The sequence below is a fragment of the Rhizobium gallicum bv. gallicum R602sp genome (assembly GCF_000816845.1).
Classification (GTDB): Bacteria; Pseudomonadota; Alphaproteobacteria; order Rhizobiales; family Rhizobiaceae; genus Rhizobium; species Rhizobium gallicum.
This window is the reverse complement of record NZ_CP006877.1, coordinates 3,925,263-3,945,449: the sequence shown is the minus strand read 5'-3', so window position 1 is coordinate 3,945,449 and position 20,187 is coordinate 3,925,263. Positions and strand designations below refer to the sequence as shown.

Here is a 20,187-nt window from a genome sequence, read left to right as displayed (position 1 = left end):
CTGAGCAAGGAGCTTTATTCCAATGTCAATTTCGAAGTTTTCTTCCACATTTGCGCGGCTCGGGGCTGCGTCTGCCGCGCTCTTAGCGCCGGTCGTCGCCTTTGCGCAGGAGACCGCGCCGGCTGCTGCCGATGCCGCGGCTGCAGCGGCTCCGGCTTTCACCATGGACAAGGGTGACAATACCTGGATGCTCGTCTCCTCGGCGCTCGTCCTGTTGATGACCATTCCCGGCCTGGCTCTCTTCTATGGCGGCCTCGTACGCGCCAAGAACATGCTCTCCGTGCTGATGCAGGTCTTCATGATCACCGCCGTTGTGTCCCTGATCTGGGTCACCTACGGCTACTCGCTGGCCTTCACCGACGGCGGTTCGCTGAACAGCTTCATCGGCGGTTTCTCCAAGGCCTTCCTTGCCGGCGTCAACACATCGTCACTCGCCGAGACCTTCTCGAAGGGCGTCGCCATTCCGGAATACACCTTCATCGTGTTCCAGATGACGTTTGCCTGCATTACACCCGGCCTCATCGTCGGTGCGTTTGCCGAGCGCATCAAGTTCTCCGCCGTCATGCTGTTCGTTGTCCTGTGGGTCACCTTCATCTACTTCCCGATGGCGCACATGGTCTGGTTCTGGGGTGGTCCGAGCTCCTACAGCTCGCCGTCCGGCCTGATCTTCTCCTATGGTGCAATCGACTTCGCCGGCGGCACGGTCGTTCACATCAATGCCGGTATTGCCGGCCTTGTCGGCGCCATCATGCTTGGCAAGCGCACGGGTTATAAGAAGGAAATCATGGCTCCGCACTCGATGACGCTCACCATGGTCGGCGCATCGCTTCTGTGGGTCGGCTGGTTCGGCTTCAACGCCGGTTCCAACCTCGAAGCCAACTCCTATGCTTCGCTCGCGATGATCAACACTTTCGTTGCAGCGGCTGCTGCCGCTGTTTCCTGGTGCATCGTCGAAACCTTCGCCCGCGGTAAGGCTTCCATGCTGGGTGCCGCTTCGGGCGCTGTTGCCGGTCTCGTTGCCGTTACGCCGGCAGCAGGCTTTGCAGGCCCGATGGGCTCGATCGTTCTCGGCCTGATCGTTTCGCCGGCCTGCTACTTCTTCGTCGACGTCGTGAAGAACAAGTTCAACTACGACGACAGCCTTGACGTCTTCGGCGTGCATTGCGTTGGCGGCATCATCGGCGCCATCGGCACCGGCATTCTCGTCAACCCGGCGCTCGGCGGCGCAGGTATCGTCGACTACTCGACGCCGGACTTTGCTGCATCCTACGCCGGTACGGCAACTCAGGTCTGGGCTCAGCTAAAGGGCGTCGTGACGACCCTCGTCTGGTCGGGTGTCGGCTCGGCGATCCTCTACAAGATCGTCGACGTCATCGTCGGCCTGCGCGTAACCCAGGAGGCAGAACGCGAAGGTCTCGACCTGGCGACCCATGGCGAAGCCGCCTACCACTCTTCTTGATCGCAGGACAGCGGCGCCCGGCAAAGGGCGCCGCTCAACAGCCCGTCGCGGCCTATCTACAGGCTGCATCTTGGCCCGGACCTTAGGTTCGGGCCTTTTTATTTGCCGGTCCGGCTTGTCCAGTCTCTCATGGTTAACATCGCTTTAACCCTCCTTTGATTAGGTGGGGCGGACGCATATTGCGTGGCGACGCCCTCGGCGATTCGCGCGCTCAGCATTGGACGGGTCGAGTATATGGCAAGAAGCACGTCGCCGGTGATTGATAGCCGGCCGGACCGTTTCTCCCTCTCAGGGTTCGTGTTCCGGCAGGCGCAGGCTCTCCTGGGCTTTGCAATCTTCCTGCTATTGGCGCTCGCGGTCGCGGCACTCGCGACATGGAACGTCACAGATCCGAGCTATTCCTACGCGACGGGCAATCCGCCGGCAAATGTCCTGGGATATGGCGGTGCCGCCTTTGCTGACATCGCGATGCAGTTCTTCGGCCTTGCAAGCGTCGTGGCACTGTTGCCGGTCGTCGCCTGGGCCTTGGCATTGATTTCAGGCCGCCGCATGAGCCGCATTCCTCAACGGGCCGGCGCCTGGGCTCTCGGCTCGATCCTTTCGTCTGCCGTGATCGGCTGCTTCCCACCGCCTCTGACATGGCCGATCCCGAACGGCATCGGCGGCGTCATCGGCGATATGATCCTTCGTTTTCCGGCTCTCTTCGTCGGCGCCTACCCGAGTGGCGCGTTCGCGACGGCTGTCGGCGGCGTCTTCGCGCTGCCCACCGCCTGGATGATGCTCTTTGCTGCCGGCATCGTCGGCCGCACTGAAGCTGAAGAGGATGAGGGCGACGCACTCGGGGCTATGCCTTCCAAAGCCCGCTCGGTTGGGGATGCCGACGAGGACGAGGACGACGAAGGCGGCGGCTGGCTTGCGTTCGGAGCGCTGACACATGCCTGGTATATGAGCCAAGCGCGGATGCGCCGCATCCTCGGCATGGCGCCACGCAAGCGCCGCCAGAGCGATTTCGAATCGCCCTACGACTTCAACGATGATGAATTCGGTACCCTGAACGAGCCGGTTCGCGCCAAGGCGCCGGCAGGCCGCAGCGAGCGCCTGGAGCCGTCGATGGAACCGCGCGTCAGCTCGCCGCGCCGGGTCGTCTCTGCGCCCTCGATTTCGCTCGACGACGACGATGGCGAAGTGCCATTCGATAGCGACATGCCTCCGCGTCCGGCCGATATTCTGCCGGATGACGACGAAGATGACTGGATGATACGTGCGCCGGCAAAGGCTGCCGGCGGCAAGCCCGAACCGCGCGTCGTGCCGCAGATCTCGCGTCCGAAGCCCGGTGCCCGCATCGAACGCGAATCGCAGGCTTCCTTCATTCGTCCGGAAGGTTTCCAGCTTCCCTCGATTCATCTGCTCGCCGAACCAAAGAATTTCATCCGCGACACATCGCTTTCCGCCGATGCGCTGGAGCAGAATGCCCGCATGCTCGAAGGCGTTCTGGAAGACTTCGGCGTCAAGGGTGAAATCATCCATGTCCGCCCTGGCCCAGTCGTCACACTTTACGAGCTCGAGCCGGCCCCGGGCATCAAGTCCTCACGCGTTATCGGCCTTGCCGACGACATTGCCCGCTCCATGAGCGCAATCGCCGCCCGTGTCGCTGTGGTCCCTGGCCGCAATGCGATCGGCATCGAATTGCCAAACTCAACGCGTGAAACTGTTTACCTGCGCGAACTGATCGCATCGCGTGATTTCGAAGGTTCGAAGGCGAAGCTCGCCATGGCACTCGGCAAGACGATCGGCGGCGAGGCCGTCATCGCCGATCTCGCGAAGATGCCTCACCTGCTGGTTGCCGGTACGACAGGCTCCGGTAAGTCGGTTGCCATCAACACCATGATCCTCTCGCTGCTCTACCGTCTGACGCCGGAACAGTGCCGCTTGATCATGATCGACCCGAAGATGCTCGAACTCTCGGTCTATGATGGCATTCCGCATCTGCTGTCGCCGGTGGTCACCGATCCGAAGAAGGCTGTCGTCGCGCTCAAATGGACCGTCCGCGAGATGGAAGAGCGCTACAAGAAGATGTCGAAGATCGGCGTCCGCAATATCGATGGTTTCAATGCGCGCGTCGAGCAGGCGCTGGCCAAGGGTGAAGCCATCTCCCGAACCGTGCAGACAGGCTTTGACCGCCACACCGGCGAAGCGATGTACGAAACCGAGGAATTCGACCTGCAGCCGATGCCCTACATCGTCGTCATCATCGACGAAATGGCTGACCTCATGATGGTCGCCGGCAAGGATATCGAAGGCGCCGTCCAGCGCCTGGCGCAGATGGCGCGCGCCGCCGGCATTCACGTCATCATGGCGACCCAGCGTCCGTCCGTCGACGTCATTACCGGCACGATCAAGGCAAATTTCCCGACCCGCATCTCCTTCCAGGTCACGTCGAAGATCGACAGCCGCACGATCCTTGGCGAACAGGGCGCCGAGCAGCTGCTCGGCATGGGCGATATGCTCTATATGGCTGGCGGCGGGCGCATTCAGCGCGTCCATGGCCCCTTCGTGGCTGATATGGAAGTCGAGGAGATCGTTTCCTATCTGAAGACCCAGGGCGCACCGCAATATCTCGATGCGATCACCGCTGATGACGAGGAGGACGATGATTACGGCGGTCCGGCGGGGACGTCCAATCTGTCGGATTCCGACGATCCCTACGACCAGGCGGTCGCCATCGTGCTTCGCGACGGCAAGGCCTCGACGTCCTATATCCAGCGTCGTCTCGGCATCGGTTACAACCGAGCCGCATCATTGATCGAGCGCATGGAGCAGGAAGGCGTCATCGGACCTGCAAACCACGCAGGCAAGCGCGAAATCCTGGTTCCGACCGAAGGCGATATCCTCGATCGCTAGAGGCTGAAAAAATCTGCCGGGGCAATGACTTCACGGAAACCTGATCGCCTCGGAAACGTTACCTTCTGCAGCGATGCTTCTGCGCCATGAAGACGCCGCCTTTCGGCAGCATGCAGGTCGCATCATAGGAGACCTAGATGACCAACTCCGATTTCCATTCCAGTGGCTTGCTGCTGAACCGCCGTCAACTTCTCGGCGCCATGGCTCTCGCGGCTGTTTCGGCTGCAGCGCCTTTCGACGCCTTCGCGCAGGCAGCGGCCGGCGGTTCTTCGACGGCACAGGCGATTGCCAACCATTTCTCCAACGTAGCCACCATGCAGGGCGAATTCGTGCAGTTCGGACCGCGCGGCGAGCAGACGGGCGGCAAATTCTTCATCGAGCGTCCCGGCAAGCTGCGCTTCAACTATAACGATCCGTCGCCGATCCGGGTGATCTCGGACGGCCGGAATGTTGCGGTCGGTAACCTGAAGCTGAAGACCTGGAGCCTCTATCCGCTTTCCAAGACGCCGCTCAGCCTGCTGCTTGCACGGAGGATCAACCTGTCGGACGGTTCGGTAAAGAGCGTAAGGGAAGAATCGGACCTGACGACGATTGCGCTTGGCAATAAGACGATCTTCGGCAATTCGACGATCACGATGATGTTCGATCCGAAGACCTACGATCTGCGTCAGTGGACGATCACCGACAATCAGGGCAAGGACACGTCCGTGATGGTATTCAATGTCAGGACCGGCGTTCAGTTTGATCAGAAGGTCTTCAGAGTGCCGTACGAAAGCATTCCAGGCACTGCCGCTTCCCGTGACTGATGCCATATGACTTTCTGTGAAAAACGCCCGGTGAAAGCCGGGCATTTTTGCTTGTGGACGTTCCATCAACAGCCCCTTTGCTCTAAGGCCTTTCCAGTCCCGTTGAAAGGCAATGGCATGAGCTTCTCGATTACCACCTGGAACATCAATTCGGTGCGGCTGCGCATGCCGATCGTCGAGCAGTTCGTCCTCAAGCATAAGCCGGATATCCTCTGCCTGCAGGAAACCAAGGTTCCAAACGAGCTCTTTCCGGCGGCCCCTCTGCGCGCCATGGGTTATGACCACATCATCGTGCATGGCCAGAAGGGCTACCATGGTGTCGCTATCGCCTCGCGCATCCCGCTCCAGGAGGATCATCGCCTGGACTACGGAAATGTCGGCCACGCGCGCCATATCTCGGCGGTCTTCGAGCGTGGAGGGCGCCGCGTCCGGCTGCATAATTTCTATGTTCCCGCCGGCGGCGACGAGCCGGACCCGGCCATCAATCCGAAGTTCGCCCATAAGCTGGATTTTGTCGAGGAAATGAAGCTGCTGAAGGCCAACGGCGAAGCGAATACCTCGGCGGTCCTCGTCGGCGATCTCAACATTGCGCCGCTCGAGCACGACGTCTGGTCGCACAAGCAGATGCTGAAGATCGTCAGCCATACGCCGGTCGAAACCGAGGGTCTACTGGAGGCGATGAAGCGCGGAGCCTGGCTTGATCTCATGCGCCAGCACGTGCCGTCGCACGAGAAGCTCTATACCTGGTGGAGTTACCGCGCCAAGGACTGGGAGGCTGCCGATCGCGGCCGCCGCCTCGATCATATATGGTCGTCATCGGACCTCGGCCCGCTGCTCCAGCGCATCGACATCCTGAAGGAGGCTCGCGGATGGGACCGTCCGTCCGATCACGTGCCCGTCACCGCGCATTTCAACCTCTGAGATCTACGAAAAGCGGTGAAGCTGTGCGCTCGCCCGTGCCGCCAATTCCGCGATGTTATCGCGAATGCGGCTTTCTATGAGGCGGGCCGCATCTGGATATTCCTCGATCAGCCTGTAAAAGAGCGCTCGCGTGATTCGGATGACGCTGGAATCCTCCCGTGCCACGGCGGTGAATTTGCGCTCCACCAGCGTCACCAGAGCGAGTTCGGACAGCAACGTGCCCTGGCCCGCGATGCGCTCGACCTTGGGATGGCCATCTGGGCCCGTCGTGCTGAGCTCCAGCGCGCCGCTGGCGACGACATAAGCGCTTTCTGCCGGTGATCCTTCGCGGAAAAGCATCTGCCCGGTGGAAATCAAACGCCGGTCGGCGCCGAAGGCGACCAGCCGCAACTGGTCGGCGGACATGCCTTTGAAGAGCGGCTGCTGCGAAAGCATGTTGATATCGTCTGTCAGCGCCATGCGGCTCTTTGCCCTACGGTACGATCTTGTAGCCGCCGTTTTCTGTTACCAGGATTTCAGCGTTTGAGGGATCGCGCTCGATCTTCTGGCGCAGGCGGTAGACGTGCGTTTCGAGTGTATGGGTCGTCACGCCGGAATTGTAGCCCCACACCTCTTCGAGAAGGACGTCCCGGGTGACGACCTTCTGTTCCGCGCGATAGAGATAGCGGATGATCGCCGCTTCCTTCTCCGTGAGGCGAATCTTCTGGCCGTTTTCGGTGGTCAACAGCTTCTGGCTCGGCTTGAAGAGATAGGGTCCGACTGTGAAGGTCGCGTCCTCGCTCTGTTCGTGCTGCCGAAGCTGGACGCGGATGCGCGCCAAAAGCACCGAGAAGCGGAACGGCTTGGTGACATAGTCGTTGGCACCGGCCTCCAAGCCGAGGATCGTATCTGAATCCGTATCGTGTCCGGTCAGCATGATGATCGGCGCCTTGAAGCCGCCCTTGCGCAGCAGCTTCACTGCTTCGCGTCCGTCCGTATCCGGCAGCCCGACATCCATGATCAGCAGATCGACAGGCGTGTTGCGCGCAGCTTGTATGCCCTTGCCGGCCGTCGCCTCCTGCAGCACCGTGAACTCATCATAGAGCGCAAGCTGCTCCGTCAGGGTTTCGCGAAGGTCGTTGTCGTCATCCACCAGTAGAATGGTGCGTGCGGTCATGCGGTTCTGTTCCTCAGATTCCGTCTCATCAAGTCCTACGCCATATTTCGATCGCTGGCAAAGACCGGGAGACGCGCTGTTGCCGGGCCAGGGCCGATGTGATTTCAATCGAACTCCCAAGCAAAACAAAAACATGTGAGAAAAATGGAGAAAACAAGGCGAAGCGCAAGAACGGTATCATCCACCATTATTGTGCGTCCCGCGCCCGGCAGGCAAAGCCGCGCACTGGTTCAATGCGGTTCTTTCGTCCTTCCCGCCGCAATCGGACGTTCCGGCCGCACCATCTTGAAGCGTGAGGGCGACGGTGCAACGCCGATTGCTTCAATGAAGCTACTTTACGGATTTTGCCGCGGCGAACGCCTGAGCCGCCTCGAAACACCGCTCTTGCTCCGGCGCATCCGTCAGGACATGCTGTGGTGCGACCAGCCCGGCGATCCGAACTACAATCGCCTCGTCAGAGCGCCCTTCCGTCCAAGCCATGAAGAGCTGAAGCGCAAGGACGGACTCTACGACATATGTCTCGTCATGGATTGGAATATCACATCCCGCGCCCGCAATCGGGGATCGGCCATCTTCTTCCATCTCATCAGGCCGGGCTATGAGCCGACAGCAGGTTGCCTCGCCGTCCACCCGCGCGACATGCGCCGGCTTTTGCCGCACATTCGCAAGGGGACGGTCGTACGCGTTCTCTGAGGCATGAGGGGTGATAATCTGCGCACTGTCTCCTATATCCGTTTTGACCGGCGCTCAGGCTGAATGGCATGCCGGGAAATCCGCTCGCGGATTCAATTTCATGCCCCTCCAATCCTTCAAACTTCCGGAGATATTTTGTGGCCAATCAACCCATCATCACTTTCCATGACGGACATTCCATTCCCCAGGTCGGCCTCGGCGTATGGCAGACGCCACAGGAGGTTGCGGCTCCGACAGTCCGCAAGGCCCTTGAAGCCGGTTACCGCCATATCGACACGGCTTCGGGCTACGACAACGAAGAGGGTGTCGGCGAGGGCGTGCGTTCCTCCGGTCTCGATCGCAAGGATGTTTTCATCACGACAAAGCTTCGTAACACCGACCAGGGTTACGACGGCGCTCTGCGCGCCTTCGAGGGCAGCCTGAAGAAGCTTGGCACCGAATATGTCGATCTCTACCTGATCCACTGGCCGTCGCCGCACCGCGGACTCTATCGCGAAACCTGGAAGGCTTTCGTCAAGATCAGGGAAGAAGGGCGTGCTCGTTCGATCGGCGTCTCCAACTTCTATCCGGATCATCTGGATCACATCATTGGCGATACCGGCGTGGTTCCGGTCATCAACCAGATCGAACTCCACCCGGATTTTCAGCAGAAGGCGGCGCAGGACGCGCACCGGAAACTCAATATCGTTACCGAATCTTGGAGTCCGCTCGGTCAGGGAAAATTCATTGCCAACCCGGTTATCGGTGAAATCGCCAAGAAGCACAGCAAGACACCGGCACAGGTCATCATCCGCTGGCATATCGATAGCGGTCTTGTCGTGATCCCCAAGTCGGTGACGCCGTCGCGCATCGAGGAGAACTTCAAGGTGTTCGATTTCAAGCTCGATGCCGGGGACATGGCAGCGATTGCCAAGCTTGACGACAGGAATGCCCGCATGGGACCCGAGCCCTATACGGCAACGTTCTGATCAAGAGACCTTCCATCTCCTCCTCCACCATTGCGGGGAGGAGGAGACGTTGCTCACCTGAGTTCACGCGGTGTCACGAAGCGCTCGAGACGTCCGCTTCCGGGCGATATATCCGCCCAGCTATCTTCCTCGAACGCGATGATCGCCATGCCGGCGGTGGCGAATTTCTCCTTCAAGCGTGCGCAGGCCTCCGGATCGCCCTTGCCGACGAGATTGTTCGCGAGGTCCTGAAAACCGGGATTGTGTCCGACAAGCATGACCGTTCGGACCGACGGCTCAATCTTTTGGAGGAGGCCGACAATGCGCGTTGCCGAGGCTTCGTATAAATCCGGCACATCGCGTTCCACAGTCGAGGCGGAAAGTTTTTTCGCTACACGCTTCCATGTTTCCTGGGCGCGCCGCGCCGTCGACACCAGGGCGAGCTCGGGGAAGAGCTTTTCGCGCGTCATGTAGGCGCCGATCAAGGGCGCGGCCTTTCGCCCGCGCTTCGCAAGCGGGCGGTCGTGGTCTGCGACATCGTCCGGCCAAGCGGATTTTGCGTGGCGCAGAAGAAAAAGGCGAAGGGACTTCGGCGAAGACTTTTTTGACGCATTCATGCCGCTCACCTGAAAAGGGCAGGAGACTATTGTCTCACCGAATGCGCATCTTGTCTTCTTAAGATGGCATGCCTCCCTCTCGGATCGAGAGGGAGGCAATATCCGTCAGTTCCACTCGCGGATATCGACGAAATGGCCAGCGATTGCAGCAGCGGCAGCCATGGCCGGCGAAACGAGGTGCGTGCGGCCCTTGAAGCCCTGACGGCCTTCAAAGTTGCGGTTGGACGTCGAGGCGCAGCGCTCGCCCGGCTTCAGGCGGTCGTCGTTCATGGCGAGACACATGGAGCAGCCCGGCTCACGCCAGTCGAAACCGGCTGCCTTGAAGATCTTGTCGAGGCCTTCGGCTTCGGCCTGTTCCTTCACGAGGCCGGAGCCGGGAACGATCATCGCGGCGACGGTCGAAGCAACGGTCCTGCCTTCGACGACCTTGGCAACCGCTCGAAGATCTTCGATACGGCCGTTGGTGCAGGAGCCGATGAAGACGCGATCGATGTTGATCTCGGTGATCGGCGTGCCTGGCCTCAAGCCCATGTAGTCAAGTGCGCGCCACTTGGAGGCTCGCTTGGTTTCGTCCTGGATCTCGTCCGGGTTCGGAACGACGCCCTGAACCGAGACGACGTCCTCCGGCGAAGAGCCCCAGGAGACGATGGGCGGCAGTTCGGCGGCGTTGAGCTTCACGATGCGGTCGAAATGTGCGCCTTCGTCGGACTTCAGCGTCCTCCAATAGGCAATCGCCTGTTCCAGGGCCTCGCCCTTCGGCGCGCGCGGCTTGCCCTTTATGTATTCGAAGGTCGTATCGTCGGGCGCTATCAGGCCGGCGCGGGCGCCGCCTTCGATCGACATGTTGCAGATCGTCATGCGGCCTTCCATCGACAGCGCACGGATCGCTTCGCCGGCATATTCGATGACGTAGCCGGTACCGCCGGCCGTGCCGATTTCGCCGATTATCGCGAGAACGATGTCCTTGGCGGTGACGCCGGCCGGAAGCTTTCCGTCGACCTGCACCAGCATGTTCTTCGCCTTTTTCTGGATCAACGTCTGTGTTGCCAGGACGTGCTCGACCTCGGACGTGCCGATGCCGTGGGCGAGCGAGCCGAAGGCGCCGTGCGTCGACGTATGGCTGTCGCCGCAGACGATCGTCATGCCCGGAAGGGTGAAGCCCTGTTCCGGCCCGATGATGTGCACGATGCCCTGTCGCTTGTCGTTCTCGGAGTAATATTCGACTTTGAACTCGGCAGCGTTCTTGGCAAGCTGCTCGACCTGGATGCGGCTCTCCTCGTTCTTGATGCCGAGATGGCGATCAGGCGAGGTCGGAACGTTATGATCGACGACGGCAAGCGTCTTTTCGGGAGCACGAACCTTGCGGCCGGTCATCCGCAGGCCTTCGAACGCCTGCGGAGAGGTCACTTCGTGGACCAGATGGCGGTCGATGTAGAGAAGACAGGTGCCGTCTGCCTGTTCGTCGACCAGGTGGTCGTCCCAGATCTTGTCGTAAAGGGTACGCGGTGCGCTCATGGCATTTCAGTCCGTTTTTGGATGCAATGGGAAAAGGAATAGGCGGCAAGGCCCGCCGGCCATCATTCGATCAACGAAGTCGGCTGTTGAGCGCACCGGAAACGGTCGCAAAGAAGCGTGCCGGCAGGCGATAATGATCCTGCAGCACAAAAATATGCGCGCCAATGCACCTGAATTTGCTTTCCATGGGCCTGCATATAGCGATTTTTCTCGCAAACGGCAATCATGTCAGCGCTACCGGCTGTGAGCTTTGCGCATCCGCTGCTCGATCTGCCGCAGTGCGAGCGACAAACCGATCGTCAGGATCAGATAGATATAGGTGACGATCGAATAGGTCTCGAAGAAGCGGAAGGAGCCGGAGGCGTAGACCTTGCCCATCTGCGTGACGTCGGAAACGCCGAGCACCGAAACGAGGGAGCTGTCCTTCACCATCGAGACGAAGTCGTTCGACAGCGGCGGAAAGATGACAAGGATCGCCTGCGGAAAGACAACCAGCCGGAAGCGGTGGTAGCGCGACAGGCCCAGCGCCTTTGCCGCTTCGACCTGTCCATGGTCGACAGATTGGATGCCGGCGCGGAAAATCTCGGCAATAAAAGAGGAATACCCGATCATCAGGGCGATGATCGCACGCCACATCAGTGATAGGTCACGCACGAAAATCGGTTCCGCCAATCCGGCTTTCACAAATGGCGTGATCAGGAAATTATAGGCGGCGACAATGCCCGGAGCGCCGACAAAGGCCACGTAAAAGAGCAGCACGAGCATTGGGATGCCGCGGATGATCTCGATATAGAAGCGGGATGCTTGGCGCAGCGCGACGCTATCGGAAAGCCCCAGAAGAGCGATGCCGAGGCCAAGCAATGTCGCCAGCGCAAAGGCGACCAACGTCACGAAGACGGTGACCCATACGCCGTTGACGACGGTGCGGAAGACCTGCGCGTAGATGCCGTTGGTGACGATGACGATCGCAAGGATGACGCCGATCGTCGCAAGGGCGACCAGCCACCACGGATAGTCGCCCTTGAGATTTCCGGCAGGAGAAGGCTGCAGGGCCATCAGCGGCTGACCTGCATCATTCGCCCATCTTGTAGTCGAGGAACCACTTCTTGTTCAGTGCGTCGAGCGTGCCATCGGCTTTCAATGCGGCGATCGCGGCGTTGACGGGGGCAACGAGATCGGAGCCCTTCGGGAAGATGAAGCCGAAATCCTCAGTGCCGAGCGGGCCGCCGATCACCTTGAGCTTGCCGTTCGAGGCATCGACATACCCCTTCGCGGCAACGCTGTCCGTCAGCACCACATCGACATCTCCGGCCTTGAGCGCCTGGACCGTCGCGCCGAAGGTTTCGAAGAGCTTGATCCGCGGATTCTGCTCGTTGCCGTCAAGGATTTCATACACGGCCGTGTAGAAAGGCGAGGTGCCCGGTTGCGCGCCTACGAGGCCGTCCTTGAACTCACCGAAGGTCTTCGCGTCCGTGAAGCGACTCTCATCGCCCCGGACCAGCATGAATTGCTGCGAGCGCATGTAAGGATCGGAGAAATCCACTTTCTGCTTGCGGTCGTCCTTAATGGTGATGCCGGTCATGCCGATGTTGTACTGATCGTCGGAGACAGCCTGGATCATCGCGTCCCAGCTCGTGTTCTGATATTCGACCCTGAAGTTCAGCCGCTTGGCGATCTCGTTCATCGCGTCATATTCCCAGCCGATCTGATTGCCGGACTTGGGGTCGACGAACTGCAGCGGCGGATAGGCATTCTCGGTAACGACGACCACCGTCTTGCCGCCAAGATCCGGCAGATCGGCACCAAGGGCCGCCAATGGCGAAAGAACGAGAGCGGCGAGGCCTGCAAGAATGGTGCGGCGGAACGGCATCAGAAATCTCCAATGAAATGTGGCTAGGGGAAATTGTCATAGTTGCGAAGCCGATGGCAAGAGCATCGGCCCCGATGCCGCGGAGCCAAAACAGAAAAGGCGGCCCGAAGACCGCCTTTTCATGCAAAGAATTTTGCGTTCCGAGAGCTTATTCTGCTGTGGGCTCTGCAGCGGCTGCTGCAGCATCAGCTGCTGCCTTTGCTTCTGCGGCTTCGGCTGCTGCCTTTTCGGCTGCGAGAGCCTGAGCTGCTGCAACCTTTTCGGCTTCGATCCGTGCCTTTTCCTCGGCAACAGCAGCGCGCTCGGCGTCGTTGAGCTTGCGGGCGCGGGTGCCGGTGTTCTCAACAATACGCGCGGACTTGCCGCGACGGTCGCGCAGGTAGTAGAGCTTCGCACGGCGGACCTTACCGCGGCGAACGACTTCGACACTTTCGATCATCGGAGAATAGATCGGGAATACGCGCTCGACGCCTTCGCCGTAGGAAATCTTGCGGACCGTAAAGTTTTCCTGCAGGCCGCCGCCGGAGCGGGCGATGCAGACGCCTTCATAGGCCTGAACACGGGTACGGTTGCCTTCCGTAACCTTGACGTTGACGCGGAGCGTGTCGCCCGGGGAGAATTCCGGAAGCGTGCGCTTGGCTTCGATCTTGGCGGCCTGTTCGGCCTCGAGCTGCTGAATGATGTTCATCGTCTTAACCTTTGGTTCTTCTGAAACAGCCAGAGCGCTCGACACGTGATCCTTTGGGATTGCCTCGGGATTTTGCCCTTCTGGGGCGGGAGCGGATTCGCCATTCTTTGTTTGCTGGCAGACGGGGCTAGCCCCATTTCCGCGTGCGCTACTACACGAAAGCCTGGGCCTTGTCATCCCTTGGACGGCATTTTTGTAAGACGGAGGCACGGATTTTCCGGCTTTCAGTCCTTCAGAAGGTCCGGTCGCCTTTCCTTTGTCAAGGCAACCGCCTGCTCGTGTCGCCATTTTTCGATGGCGCCGTGATTGCCGGACGTCAGGATCGCCGGAATTTCGCGACCTTCCCATTCCTGCGGCCGGGTGTAGTGCGGATGCTCCAGCAACCCGCCTTCGAAACTCTCATGCAGGCCGGAAAGATCATTGCCCATGACGCCTGGCAGGATGCGCACGATCGTGTCGAGAACGACCAAGGCAGCGGGCTCGCCGCCCGAAAGCACGTAATCGCCGATCGAAATTTCTTCAAGCTTCCGCGCATCGATCACCCGCTGATCAACGCCTTCAAAACGGCCGCAGACGATGATCACGCCCTGGCCCGTCGCAAGCTCGCGCACCCGTTCCTGCGTCAGCGGCTTGCCGCGCGGGCTCATCAAAAGCCGCGGACGAGCATCATTTTCGCACGTGCTGTCGATCGCACGCGCCAACACGTCAGGCTTCAGCACCATGCCGGCGCCACCGCCTGCCGGCGTGTCGTCGACGGTGCGGTGTTTATCGGTCGCAAAATCCCGGATCTGCACGCTATCCAGCGACCATTGCCCTCGCTCCATTGCCTTGCCGGCGAGCGAATAGCTCAGATGCCCCGGAAACATTTCCGGGTAGAGAGTAAGGACGGTCGCCCGGAAACCCATGGCAATCTCACTTCTTTTTCTTCGGCTTGCCGGAGGCAAGCTTGGAGATTTCCTGCGGATCATCGACGAGACCTGCTGCCAGCGGATCGATCAGGATTGTGCCGTCTTCGAGATCAATTTCGAGAACCGACGCTTCGGAGAAGGGGATGAGCACGGGGCGCTTGCCCGGCCCCTTAAGCTCCAGCAGGTCGCCCGCGCCGAAGTCGAAAACGCCGGTAATGGTGCCGTAGCTGACGCCCTTGTCGTCCACTGCCTCCAGCCCTTCGAGATCGGCATAGAAAAATTCGTCTTCCTCCAGTTCGTCGTCCGGCAGGTTGCCGCGTTCGATGTAGAGCTCCAGCCCGTTGAGCGCCTCGGCCGCATTGCGGTCGTTGATGCCACGGAATCGAACGACGACGACATTCTTCATCTCGCGGATTTCGAGGATCTCGAATGTCCGCCCGTCCATGCTGTGCAAATGGCCATAGTCGCCGAGTGCCGTCGGATCGGCCGTATAAGCCTTGGCGCGCACTTCGCCGCGGATGCCCTGCGCACCGCCGATCGTTGCCATCAGTACGGGGTTTTCAAGCTTTGTCATGGGGCCCTTCATGTGAAGCCGGAAATCTGGCTTCTCATAAACGAAGTCTGCCGGAATGAAAATGAAAACGGGCGGCATGTCGCCATGCCGCCCGTCCGATCGGGATATGATCCCGGGATTATTCTGCGGAAGCGGCGGCTTCAGCTGCGTCGGCAGCTTTCTGAGCCCTCTCGGCAGTGCGTTCCTGGGCCTTCTTGCCCGGCTTTGCCTTTTCCGGGTTGTTCTTGGCCTCGCGCTTTGCAACGCCGGCTTCGTCGAGGAAGCGCAGAACGCGGTCGGTCGGCTGCGCGCCGTTGTCGAGCCAGTGCTTGACGCGCTCGGCGTTCAGTTCAACGCGCTTTGCGTCGTCCTTGGCCAGCATCGGATTCCAGGAACCGAGCTTTTCGAGGAAGCGGCCATCGCGCGGCGAACGGGCGTCGGCAACAACAACGTGATAATACGGGCGCTTCTTGGAACCACCGCGGGCGAGACGAATTTTCAGTGCCATGTCATTTACTCCTTAGGCTTTTCTTGACCGCTTCGTGAGGCGGTATCGGTTCATTTTGCTGCGGCGCCTTGTTCAGCGTGATCCGCAGCGATCTGCTCATGATGCCGGATGACTTCCGTGATGACGAAGTTCAAGAACTTCTCGGCGAAATCCGGATCCAGATGCGCATCTTCGGCAAGCTGCCGAAGTCGGGCGATCTGGTATTCTTCGCGCGCCGGGTCGGCAGGCGGCAACTTGTACTTGGCTTTCAAAACGCCGACCTCTTTGGTGCAGCGAAAGCGTTCGGCCAGAATGTGGACGAGCGCAGCGTCGATATTGTCGATCGACTGGCGGTAGCTCGAGAGCTGGGCTTTGACGTCTGGATCAATCATGGGGCAGGCGATCCTTTCACTTCTTCTTCGGCAATCCGGGCAGACCCGGGAAACCACCGCCGAGACCCGGCAGCTTTGTCCCGCCAAGACCCGGCAAGCCGCCACCTAAACCGGGCATGCCCCCGCCCGGCTTCCCAAGACCCGCCGCTTCGGCCTGCTTTTGAAGTGCTTCCAGCTGCTTGGGGTCGATATTCGAAAGATCAGGCATGGAGCCCATCCCGCCCATGCCGCCAAGGCCCATCTTGCCGGCAAGACCTCCCATCAGCTGCTTCATCATGCCGCCTTTGCCCTTGCCGCCCATCATCTTCATCATGTCCGCCATCTGGCGGTGCATCTTGAGCAACTTGTTGATGTCGGCAGCGTCGGTGCCGGAGCCGGCGGCGATCCGCTTCTTGCGGGAATGCTTGAGGATGTCCGGGTTGGCGCGCTCAGCCTTCGTCATCGAAGAGATGATCGCGAGCTGGCGGCCGAAGAGGCTGTCATTCAGGCCGGCGGATGCCATCTTGTCCTTCATACCGGCCATGCCGGGCATCATGCTCATGATGCCGCCCATGCCGCCCATCTTCTGCATCTGGCGCAGCTGGTCGGCGAGGTCGTTGAGGTCGAATTTTCCCTTGGCCATCTTGGCGGCCATGGCGGCCGCCTTTTCGGCGTCGATATTTTCCGCCGCGCGCTCGACGAGCGAGATGATGTCGCCCATGCCAAGAATACGGTCTGCGATGCGGCGGGGATGAAATTCTTCCAGCTCGCTCATCTTTTCGCCGACGCCGATCAGCTTGATCGGCTTGCCGGTGACGGCGCGCATAGAAAGAGCCGCGCCGCCGCGGCCGTCGCCGTCCATACGGGTGAGCACGAGGCCGGTGATGCCGACGCGCTCGTCGAAATTGCGGGCCAGATTGACGGCGTCCTGGCCGGTCAGTGAGTCCGCGACCAGCAGGATTTCATGCGGGTTCGACTTCTTCTTGATGTCGGCCATTTCGACCATCAAGGGCTCATCGATATGCGTACGGCCGGCGGTATCGAGGATGACGACGTCATGGCCGCCGAGCTTGGCTGCCTGCACGGCGCGCGCGGCGATATCCGTCGGTGACTGGCCGGCGATGACCGGAAGCGTGTCGACATTGGTCTGGGCGCCGAGCTGGCGAAGCTGCTCCTGTGCTGCCGGACGGCGTGTGTCGAGCGATGCCATCAGCACCCTCTTCTTCTCGCGCGTCGTCAGGCGGAGGGCGATCTTCGCCGTCGTCGTCGTCTTGCCGGAGCCCTGCAGGCCGACCATCATGATCACGACGGGGGCGGCAGCGTGAAGATCGACGCCGGCGCCTTCGCCGCCCAGCATCTCGATCAGCTCGTCATGAACGATCTTTACGACCATCTGGCCCGGCTTGATCGCCTTCAATATCTCTGCGCCGACGGCCTTTTCGCGCACGCGGTCGGTGAAGGAGCGTACGACATCGAGTGCAACGTCGGCTTCCAGCAATGCACGGCGAACCTCGCGCAGCGCTGCCGAAACATCGGCTTCCGAAAGCGCGCCACGGCCTGTCAGTCCATTCAGAATGGATCCAAGACGGTCCTGGAGGTTTTCAAACATCGGCTCTTCCTTGATACGTTTCGGGCAGGATGGGCATGCCCGGAAACGTCGTGCTTTTCATTGACGAAAACAAGACGCAAAGCCAAAAAGCACCCGAGGGCGCATCGCGCTGTCGGGTGTGGACCTCCGGGATCGTTTTATACCTTATCGGGTCCCGGTCGGCGGCTCGAGTCTTGAAGCTCGTTACAGAATGAGCGGCGGTAAACAGGAAAGTGCGGACAAAGTCAAGAGAATGCGGACAAATGACCGCACTGCCGGGTCGCGAAGCCTTCAACGTGCCGCTTGTGTAATCCCAAGTGACACTATCAAAAATGCCGCCTCCATGAATATCGCATTTACGGCAGCACCTTCACGGCCCGGACGCCTCCTCGGCCGCCATCGGCTGCTCTTGGAAAATTCCTAAGCCATCGCGATCCAGCCGTGCAGGGCATGCGCGATTTGCTCGGCCGCAAGGCGGGCGTGCCTATCCCCTTTGAACGCATCGGTGCCGTCAAGATAGGCACGACGGTGCGATCAGGCGAGGCTTGCGGCCGGCGAGCGGTTATCGTCACAACGCCGACGGGAGGCGGATACGGCGCGGTTTGAAGTCCGGCTGACGCGCAGCCGGCAAGATTTACCGCGTGGCGTTTCAATTCGGGTGCGATCCCGAACCGTGTGCGCTGATGATTGCGTCGGCCTCTTTGCCGTAGATCTCCTCGAAGTGATCGAAGGCTTTGGAGAAGTATCCGATTCCTTGCGTGGCGGAGCGTAACGTCCGGGCCAGTTCGTCGAGCGCCGCACCGGGAACGAGTGCCCGGAAGACATCCCATCCTTTGGCGCTCTCATCGCGATCGAAGCCAAGCACCTGGCCCTTGAGTGCCGAGACGATCGCCACCATGCTGCCAGAAAAGATGGATGGTATGTGGATTTCGACCCGCACCACCGGCTGCATCAGCACAGCCGCTGCCTCTGACAATGCCTGCCGCACCCCCATCCGTGCCGCTGCCCGAAAGGCGAAGTCGGAGCTGTCGACGGAGTGGTACTGACCGTCCGTGAGCCTCACGTCGACATCGATCACCTGAAAGCCGAGCGGGCCTTTTTCCATGGCTTCACGTGCGCCGGCCTCGACCGCCGGAATGTAGTTCCGGGGAACGGTGCCGCCTTTGACCGTCTCGCCGAAGGTGAAGCCCTGCCCCCGTTCATTGGGACGCACACTCAGCTGCACGTCTGCGAACTGCCCTGCGCCACCCGTCTGCTTGCGGTGACGATAGTGGACGTTCGAGGGCTTTGAGATCGTTTCCCGATAGATCGGGTTCGGCGATCGGTCCGTGACTTCGACCCGGAATACCTCCGACAGGGTCTTGCGCAGATCGCGCAGGTGCATCGGTCCTTGCGCGCAGATCAGCTGTGCGCCTGTGCCCTCCTCCTGCATCACCTTCAGGCCGCGATCGGTCTCGGCCAGCTTTGCAAGCGTCGCCGAGAGCTTCGTTTCGTCGCGCTCGGTGCCCGGAACAAGGATGCGTTCGAGCATGGGCGTCGGCGGTGCCGTCCAAGCGGGCGGTGCCAACGCGTCGGCGGCTGTCAGCAAGGCGGTTGCGGGCAAGTGATCTGACTTGACTGCGGCGAAAATCCTGCCACGTGCCGAGTTTCCGGCAAGGGGACGGCCGTTTCCTCCCTCCTGGACCGACCCGAGACTAGCGCCGCCCAGCGCAGCGCCCTGTTTCAGTCCGTCGGCAAGCGCACGGACGAGAATCGTCTTTCCAACGCTCGGCCGGTGGTAGGCGTGGAAGCTTACGGCAGCCAGTGCCGTTTCATCCAGGCTGGCGGTGGCGGCCAGCCGACTCTTCAGGGCTTCAACAGGCGGCGCTTCGTGGCGCAGCGCCTTCATCAGCCGCTTGATGCCATTGCTGTGGGATGCTGCGCCGAAGAGCACCGGAATGACCTTGTTTTCCTTCAGGATCCGTGAGGCGATGGCAAAGAGTGCGTCGCTTGGTAGTTCGCGGTCTTCGATCAGTTCCTCGAGAAGCCAGTCATCGTACTCGGAAAGCTGTTCCAGCAATTCGGAACGCGCCTCGTGCTCGCGCGCAGCAGCACTGTCGGGAAGCTCGACGAGGGCAGAAGGCTGACCTTCCCGATAGCGCCAGGCCCGCTCCGAAATCAGGTCGCAGCTGCCGACCACAACATCTCCGTCGCGGATCGGTATCTGCCGCAGGACGAGAGGATGGCTGGAATAGGCCTGCAGGGCGGCGATGACATCGCGCAGGCGCCCCTGCGGCTCGTCCATGCGGTTCACAAAAAGAATGCAAGGTGTTCCCGAAGCTTCGATGGCGCGAAGATAGGGTGCTGCCAGCACCGCCTCGTCCGGCGCCGGCGATACGCAGAGGATGCAAGCATCGCTTGCCAAAAGTGAATCCTGGGCGAGCGCCAGCGCCTCGTTCGCGCCGGGTGTATCCAGCGCGCACCATGCCTCGCTTCCGAATTCGAATTCCGTCAGGCTCGATCCGTATGGAGAGACGGACCTTCTCGGTGTCGCTTCGAGCGAAGCCAGTTTTGCGACGAGCGTCGACTTTCCCGTCTGCGAGGGTCCAAGTACCGTGAAGCAGCGCATCGGCTATCCTCCCTTTGCCAAGAACACGCATCCGATTGTCAAGAATGCCTTCAACCGTTGAAAAGTGCTAGGCCATTGCGACTTTTCTCAAGCATGAGG

The 20,187-nt window shown here is 60.5% G+C and carries 19 protein-coding genes; 6 read left to right on the top strand and 13 right to left on the bottom strand.

The features are described 5' to 3' along the window. Nucleotides 1-22 precede the first annotated feature (22 nt). The 4 genes from RGR602_RS19290 (at nt 23) to RGR602_RS19275 (ending at nt 6,087) form a co-directional block, all read left to right on the top strand. Nucleotides 23-1,459: an ammonium transporter gene (locus RGR602_RS19290; RefSeq protein ID WP_039846419.1), complete on the top strand. Its 1,437-nt coding sequence runs from the start codon at nt 23-25 to the stop codon at nt 1,457-1,459. Between the two features lie 234 nt (nt 1,460-1,693). Next, the gene (locus tag RGR602_RS19285; protein WP_039846418.1) at nt 1,694-4,360 is read left to right on the top strand and encodes an FtsK/SpoIIIE family DNA translocase; all 2,667 of its coding nucleotides are present in this window, start codon (nt 1,694-1,696) and stop codon (nt 4,358-4,360) included. 137 nt (nt 4,361-4,497) lie between these two features. Continuing rightward, complete coding sequence (locus RGR602_RS19280) at nt 4,498-5,166, top strand: outer membrane lipoprotein carrier protein LolA (protein ID WP_039846417.1); 669 nt, start codon at nt 4,498-4,500, stop codon at nt 5,164-5,166. A gap of 117 nt (nt 5,167-5,283) precedes the next feature. Then, a complete protein-coding gene (locus RGR602_RS19275) occupies nt 5,284-6,087 on the top strand; it encodes an exodeoxyribonuclease III (protein ID WP_039846416.1) in 804 nt (267 codons plus the stop codon). A gap of 3 nt (nt 6,088-6,090) precedes the next feature. Here the strand turns inward: RGR602_RS19275 and RGR602_RS19270 are convergent, their stop codons facing one another. Both RGR602_RS19270 and RGR602_RS19265 read right to left on the bottom strand, forming a co-directional pair. After that, nucleotides 6,091-6,546, bottom strand: coding sequence for a cyclic nucleotide-binding domain-containing protein (locus tag RGR602_RS19270; protein ID WP_039846415.1), 456 nt, complete (start codon nt 6,544-6,546; stop codon nt 6,091-6,093). Nucleotides 6,547-6,559: 13 nt separating this feature from the next. Further along, entirely contained in the window at nt 6,560-7,243 is a 684-nt protein-coding gene (locus RGR602_RS19265) for a response regulator transcription factor (RefSeq protein WP_039846414.1), read from the bottom strand. A 144-nt stretch (nt 7,244-7,387) separates the two neighbouring features. Here RGR602_RS19265 and RGR602_RS19260 point away from each other — a divergent pair, with 144 nt between their 5' ends. Both RGR602_RS19260 and RGR602_RS19255 read left to right on the top strand, forming a co-directional pair. Next, nucleotides 7,388-7,936 carry a L,D-transpeptidase family protein gene (locus RGR602_RS19260; protein WP_052451619.1) on the top strand — a complete coding sequence of 183 codons (549 nt, stop codon included), beginning with the start codon at nt 7,388-7,390 and terminating at the stop codon, nt 7,934-7,936. A 137-nt stretch (nt 7,937-8,073) separates the two neighbouring features. Beyond that, a complete protein-coding gene (locus RGR602_RS19255; RefSeq protein ID WP_039846413.1) occupies nt 8,074-8,904 on the top strand; it encodes an aldo/keto reductase in 831 nt (276 codons plus the stop codon). Nucleotides 8,905-8,957: 53 nt separating this feature from the next. Here RGR602_RS19255 and RGR602_RS19250 read toward each other — a convergent pair whose 3' ends face one another. From RGR602_RS19250 to RGR602_RS19200, 11 genes are all read right to left on the bottom strand, one after another. Beyond that, the gene (locus RGR602_RS19250) at nt 8,958-9,500 is read right to left on the bottom strand and encodes a SixA phosphatase family protein (protein ID WP_039846412.1); all 543 of its coding nucleotides are present in this window, start codon (nt 9,498-9,500) and stop codon (nt 8,958-8,960) included. A 105-nt stretch (nt 9,501-9,605) separates the two neighbouring features. Beyond that, on the bottom strand, nt 9,606-11,015 hold the full coding sequence (gene leuC / locus RGR602_RS19245; protein WP_039846411.1) for a 3-isopropylmalate dehydratase large subunit: 1,410 nt from the start codon (nt 11,013-11,015) through the stop codon (nt 9,606-9,608). A gap of 234 nt (nt 11,016-11,249) precedes the next feature. Beyond that, nucleotides 11,250-12,071: an amino acid ABC transporter permease gene (locus RGR602_RS19240; protein WP_039846410.1), complete on the bottom strand. Its 822-nt coding sequence runs from the start codon at nt 12,069-12,071 to the stop codon at nt 11,250-11,252. 16 nt (nt 12,072-12,087) lie between these two features. Further along, complete coding sequence (locus RGR602_RS19235; RefSeq protein WP_039846409.1) at nt 12,088-12,885, bottom strand: basic amino acid ABC transporter substrate-binding protein; 798 nt, start codon at nt 12,883-12,885, stop codon at nt 12,088-12,090. A gap of 148 nt (nt 12,886-13,033) precedes the next feature. Next, on the bottom strand, nt 13,034-13,573 hold the full coding sequence (gene rplS / locus RGR602_RS19230; RefSeq protein WP_039846408.1) for a 50S ribosomal protein L19: 540 nt from the start codon (nt 13,571-13,573) through the stop codon (nt 13,034-13,036). 224 nt (nt 13,574-13,797) lie between these two features. Next, a complete protein-coding gene (gene trmD / locus RGR602_RS19225) occupies nt 13,798-14,478 on the bottom strand; it encodes a tRNA (guanosine(37)-N1)-methyltransferase TrmD (RefSeq protein ID WP_039846407.1) in 681 nt (226 codons plus the stop codon). Between the two features lie 7 nt (nt 14,479-14,485). Further along, nucleotides 14,486-15,055, bottom strand: a complete 570-nt coding sequence (rimM, locus tag RGR602_RS19220) for a ribosome maturation factor RimM (RefSeq protein ID WP_028739973.1) — start codon at nt 15,053-15,055, stop codon at nt 14,486-14,488. A 118-nt stretch (nt 15,056-15,173) separates the two neighbouring features. Next, nucleotides 15,174-15,542, bottom strand: a complete 369-nt coding sequence (gene rpsP, locus RGR602_RS19215; RefSeq protein ID WP_022717347.1) for a 30S ribosomal protein S16 — start codon at nt 15,540-15,542, stop codon at nt 15,174-15,176. A gap of 50 nt (nt 15,543-15,592) precedes the next feature. Continuing rightward, nucleotides 15,593-15,913: a chorismate mutase gene (locus tag RGR602_RS19210; RefSeq protein WP_022717348.1), complete on the bottom strand. Its 321-nt coding sequence runs from the start codon at nt 15,911-15,913 to the stop codon at nt 15,593-15,595. 16 nt (nt 15,914-15,929) lie between these two features. Next, entirely contained in the window at nt 15,930-17,501 is a 1,572-nt protein-coding gene (ffh, locus tag RGR602_RS19205) for a signal recognition particle protein (RefSeq protein WP_039846406.1), read from the bottom strand. Between the two features lie 628 nt (nt 17,502-18,129). After that, on the bottom strand, nt 18,130-20,088 hold the full coding sequence (locus tag RGR602_RS19200) for an elongation factor G (protein WP_039846405.1): 1,959 nt from the start codon (nt 20,086-20,088) through the stop codon (nt 18,130-18,132). Between the last annotated feature and the right edge of the window lie 99 nt (nt 20,089-20,187).

Excerpts from the sequence above, each read along its gene's own strand:
- RGR602_RS19290 (WP_039846419.1), top strand. The coding sequence starts at position 23 with ATGTCAATTTCGAAGTTTTCTTCCACATTTGCGCGGCTCGGGGCTGCG.
- RGR602_RS19285 (WP_039846418.1), top strand. The coding sequence starts at position 1,694 with ATGGCAAGAAGCACGTCGCCGGTGATTGATAGCCGGCCGGACCGTTTC.
- RGR602_RS19280 (WP_039846417.1), top strand. The coding sequence starts at position 4,498 with ATGACCAACTCCGATTTCCATTCCAGTGGCTTGCTGCTGAACCGCCGT.
- RGR602_RS19275 (WP_039846416.1), top strand. The coding sequence starts at position 5,284 with ATGAGCTTCTCGATTACCACCTGGAACATCAATTCGGTGCGGCTGCGC.
- RGR602_RS19270 (WP_039846415.1), bottom strand. The coding sequence starts at position 6,546 with ATGGCGCTGACAGACGATATCAACATGCTTTCGCAGCAGCCGCTCTTC.
- RGR602_RS19265 (WP_039846414.1), bottom strand. The coding sequence starts at position 7,243 with ATGACCGCACGCACCATTCTACTGGTGGATGACGACAACGACCTTCGC.
- RGR602_RS19260 (WP_052451619.1), top strand. The coding sequence starts at position 7,388 with ATGGAGAAAACAAGGCGAAGCGCAAGAACGGTATCATCCACCATTATT.
- RGR602_RS19250 (WP_039846412.1), bottom strand. The coding sequence starts at position 9,500 with ATGAATGCGTCAAAAAAGTCTTCGCCGAAGTCCCTTCGCCTTTTTCTT.
- leuC (WP_039846411.1), bottom strand. The coding sequence starts at position 11,015 with ATGAGCGCACCGCGTACCCTTTACGACAAGATCTGGGACGACCACCTG.
- RGR602_RS19240 (WP_039846410.1), bottom strand. The coding sequence starts at position 12,071 with ATGGCCCTGCAGCCTTCTCCTGCCGGAAATCTCAAGGGCGACTATCCG.
- RGR602_RS19235 (WP_039846409.1), bottom strand. The coding sequence starts at position 12,885 with ATGCCGTTCCGCCGCACCATTCTTGCAGGCCTCGCCGCTCTCGTTCTT.
- rplS (WP_039846408.1), bottom strand. The coding sequence starts at position 13,573 with ATGAACATCATTCAGCAGCTCGAGGCCGAACAGGCCGCCAAGATCGAA.
- trmD (WP_039846407.1), bottom strand. The coding sequence starts at position 14,478 with ATGGGTTTCCGGGCGACCGTCCTTACTCTCTACCCGGAAATGTTTCCG.
- rimM (WP_028739973.1), bottom strand. The coding sequence starts at position 15,055 with ATGACAAAGCTTGAAAACCCCGTACTGATGGCAACGATCGGCGGTGCG.
- rpsP (WP_022717347.1), bottom strand. The coding sequence starts at position 15,542 with ATGGCACTGAAAATTCGTCTCGCCCGCGGTGGTTCCAAGAAGCGCCCG.
- RGR602_RS19210 (WP_022717348.1), bottom strand. The coding sequence starts at position 15,913 with ATGATTGATCCAGACGTCAAAGCCCAGCTCTCGAGCTACCGCCAGTCG.
- ffh (WP_039846406.1), bottom strand. The coding sequence starts at position 17,501 with ATGTTTGAAAACCTCCAGGACCGTCTTGGATCCATTCTGAATGGACTG.
- RGR602_RS19200 (WP_039846405.1), bottom strand. The coding sequence starts at position 20,088 with ATGCGCTGCTTCACGGTACTTGGACCCTCGCAGACGGGAAAGTCGACG.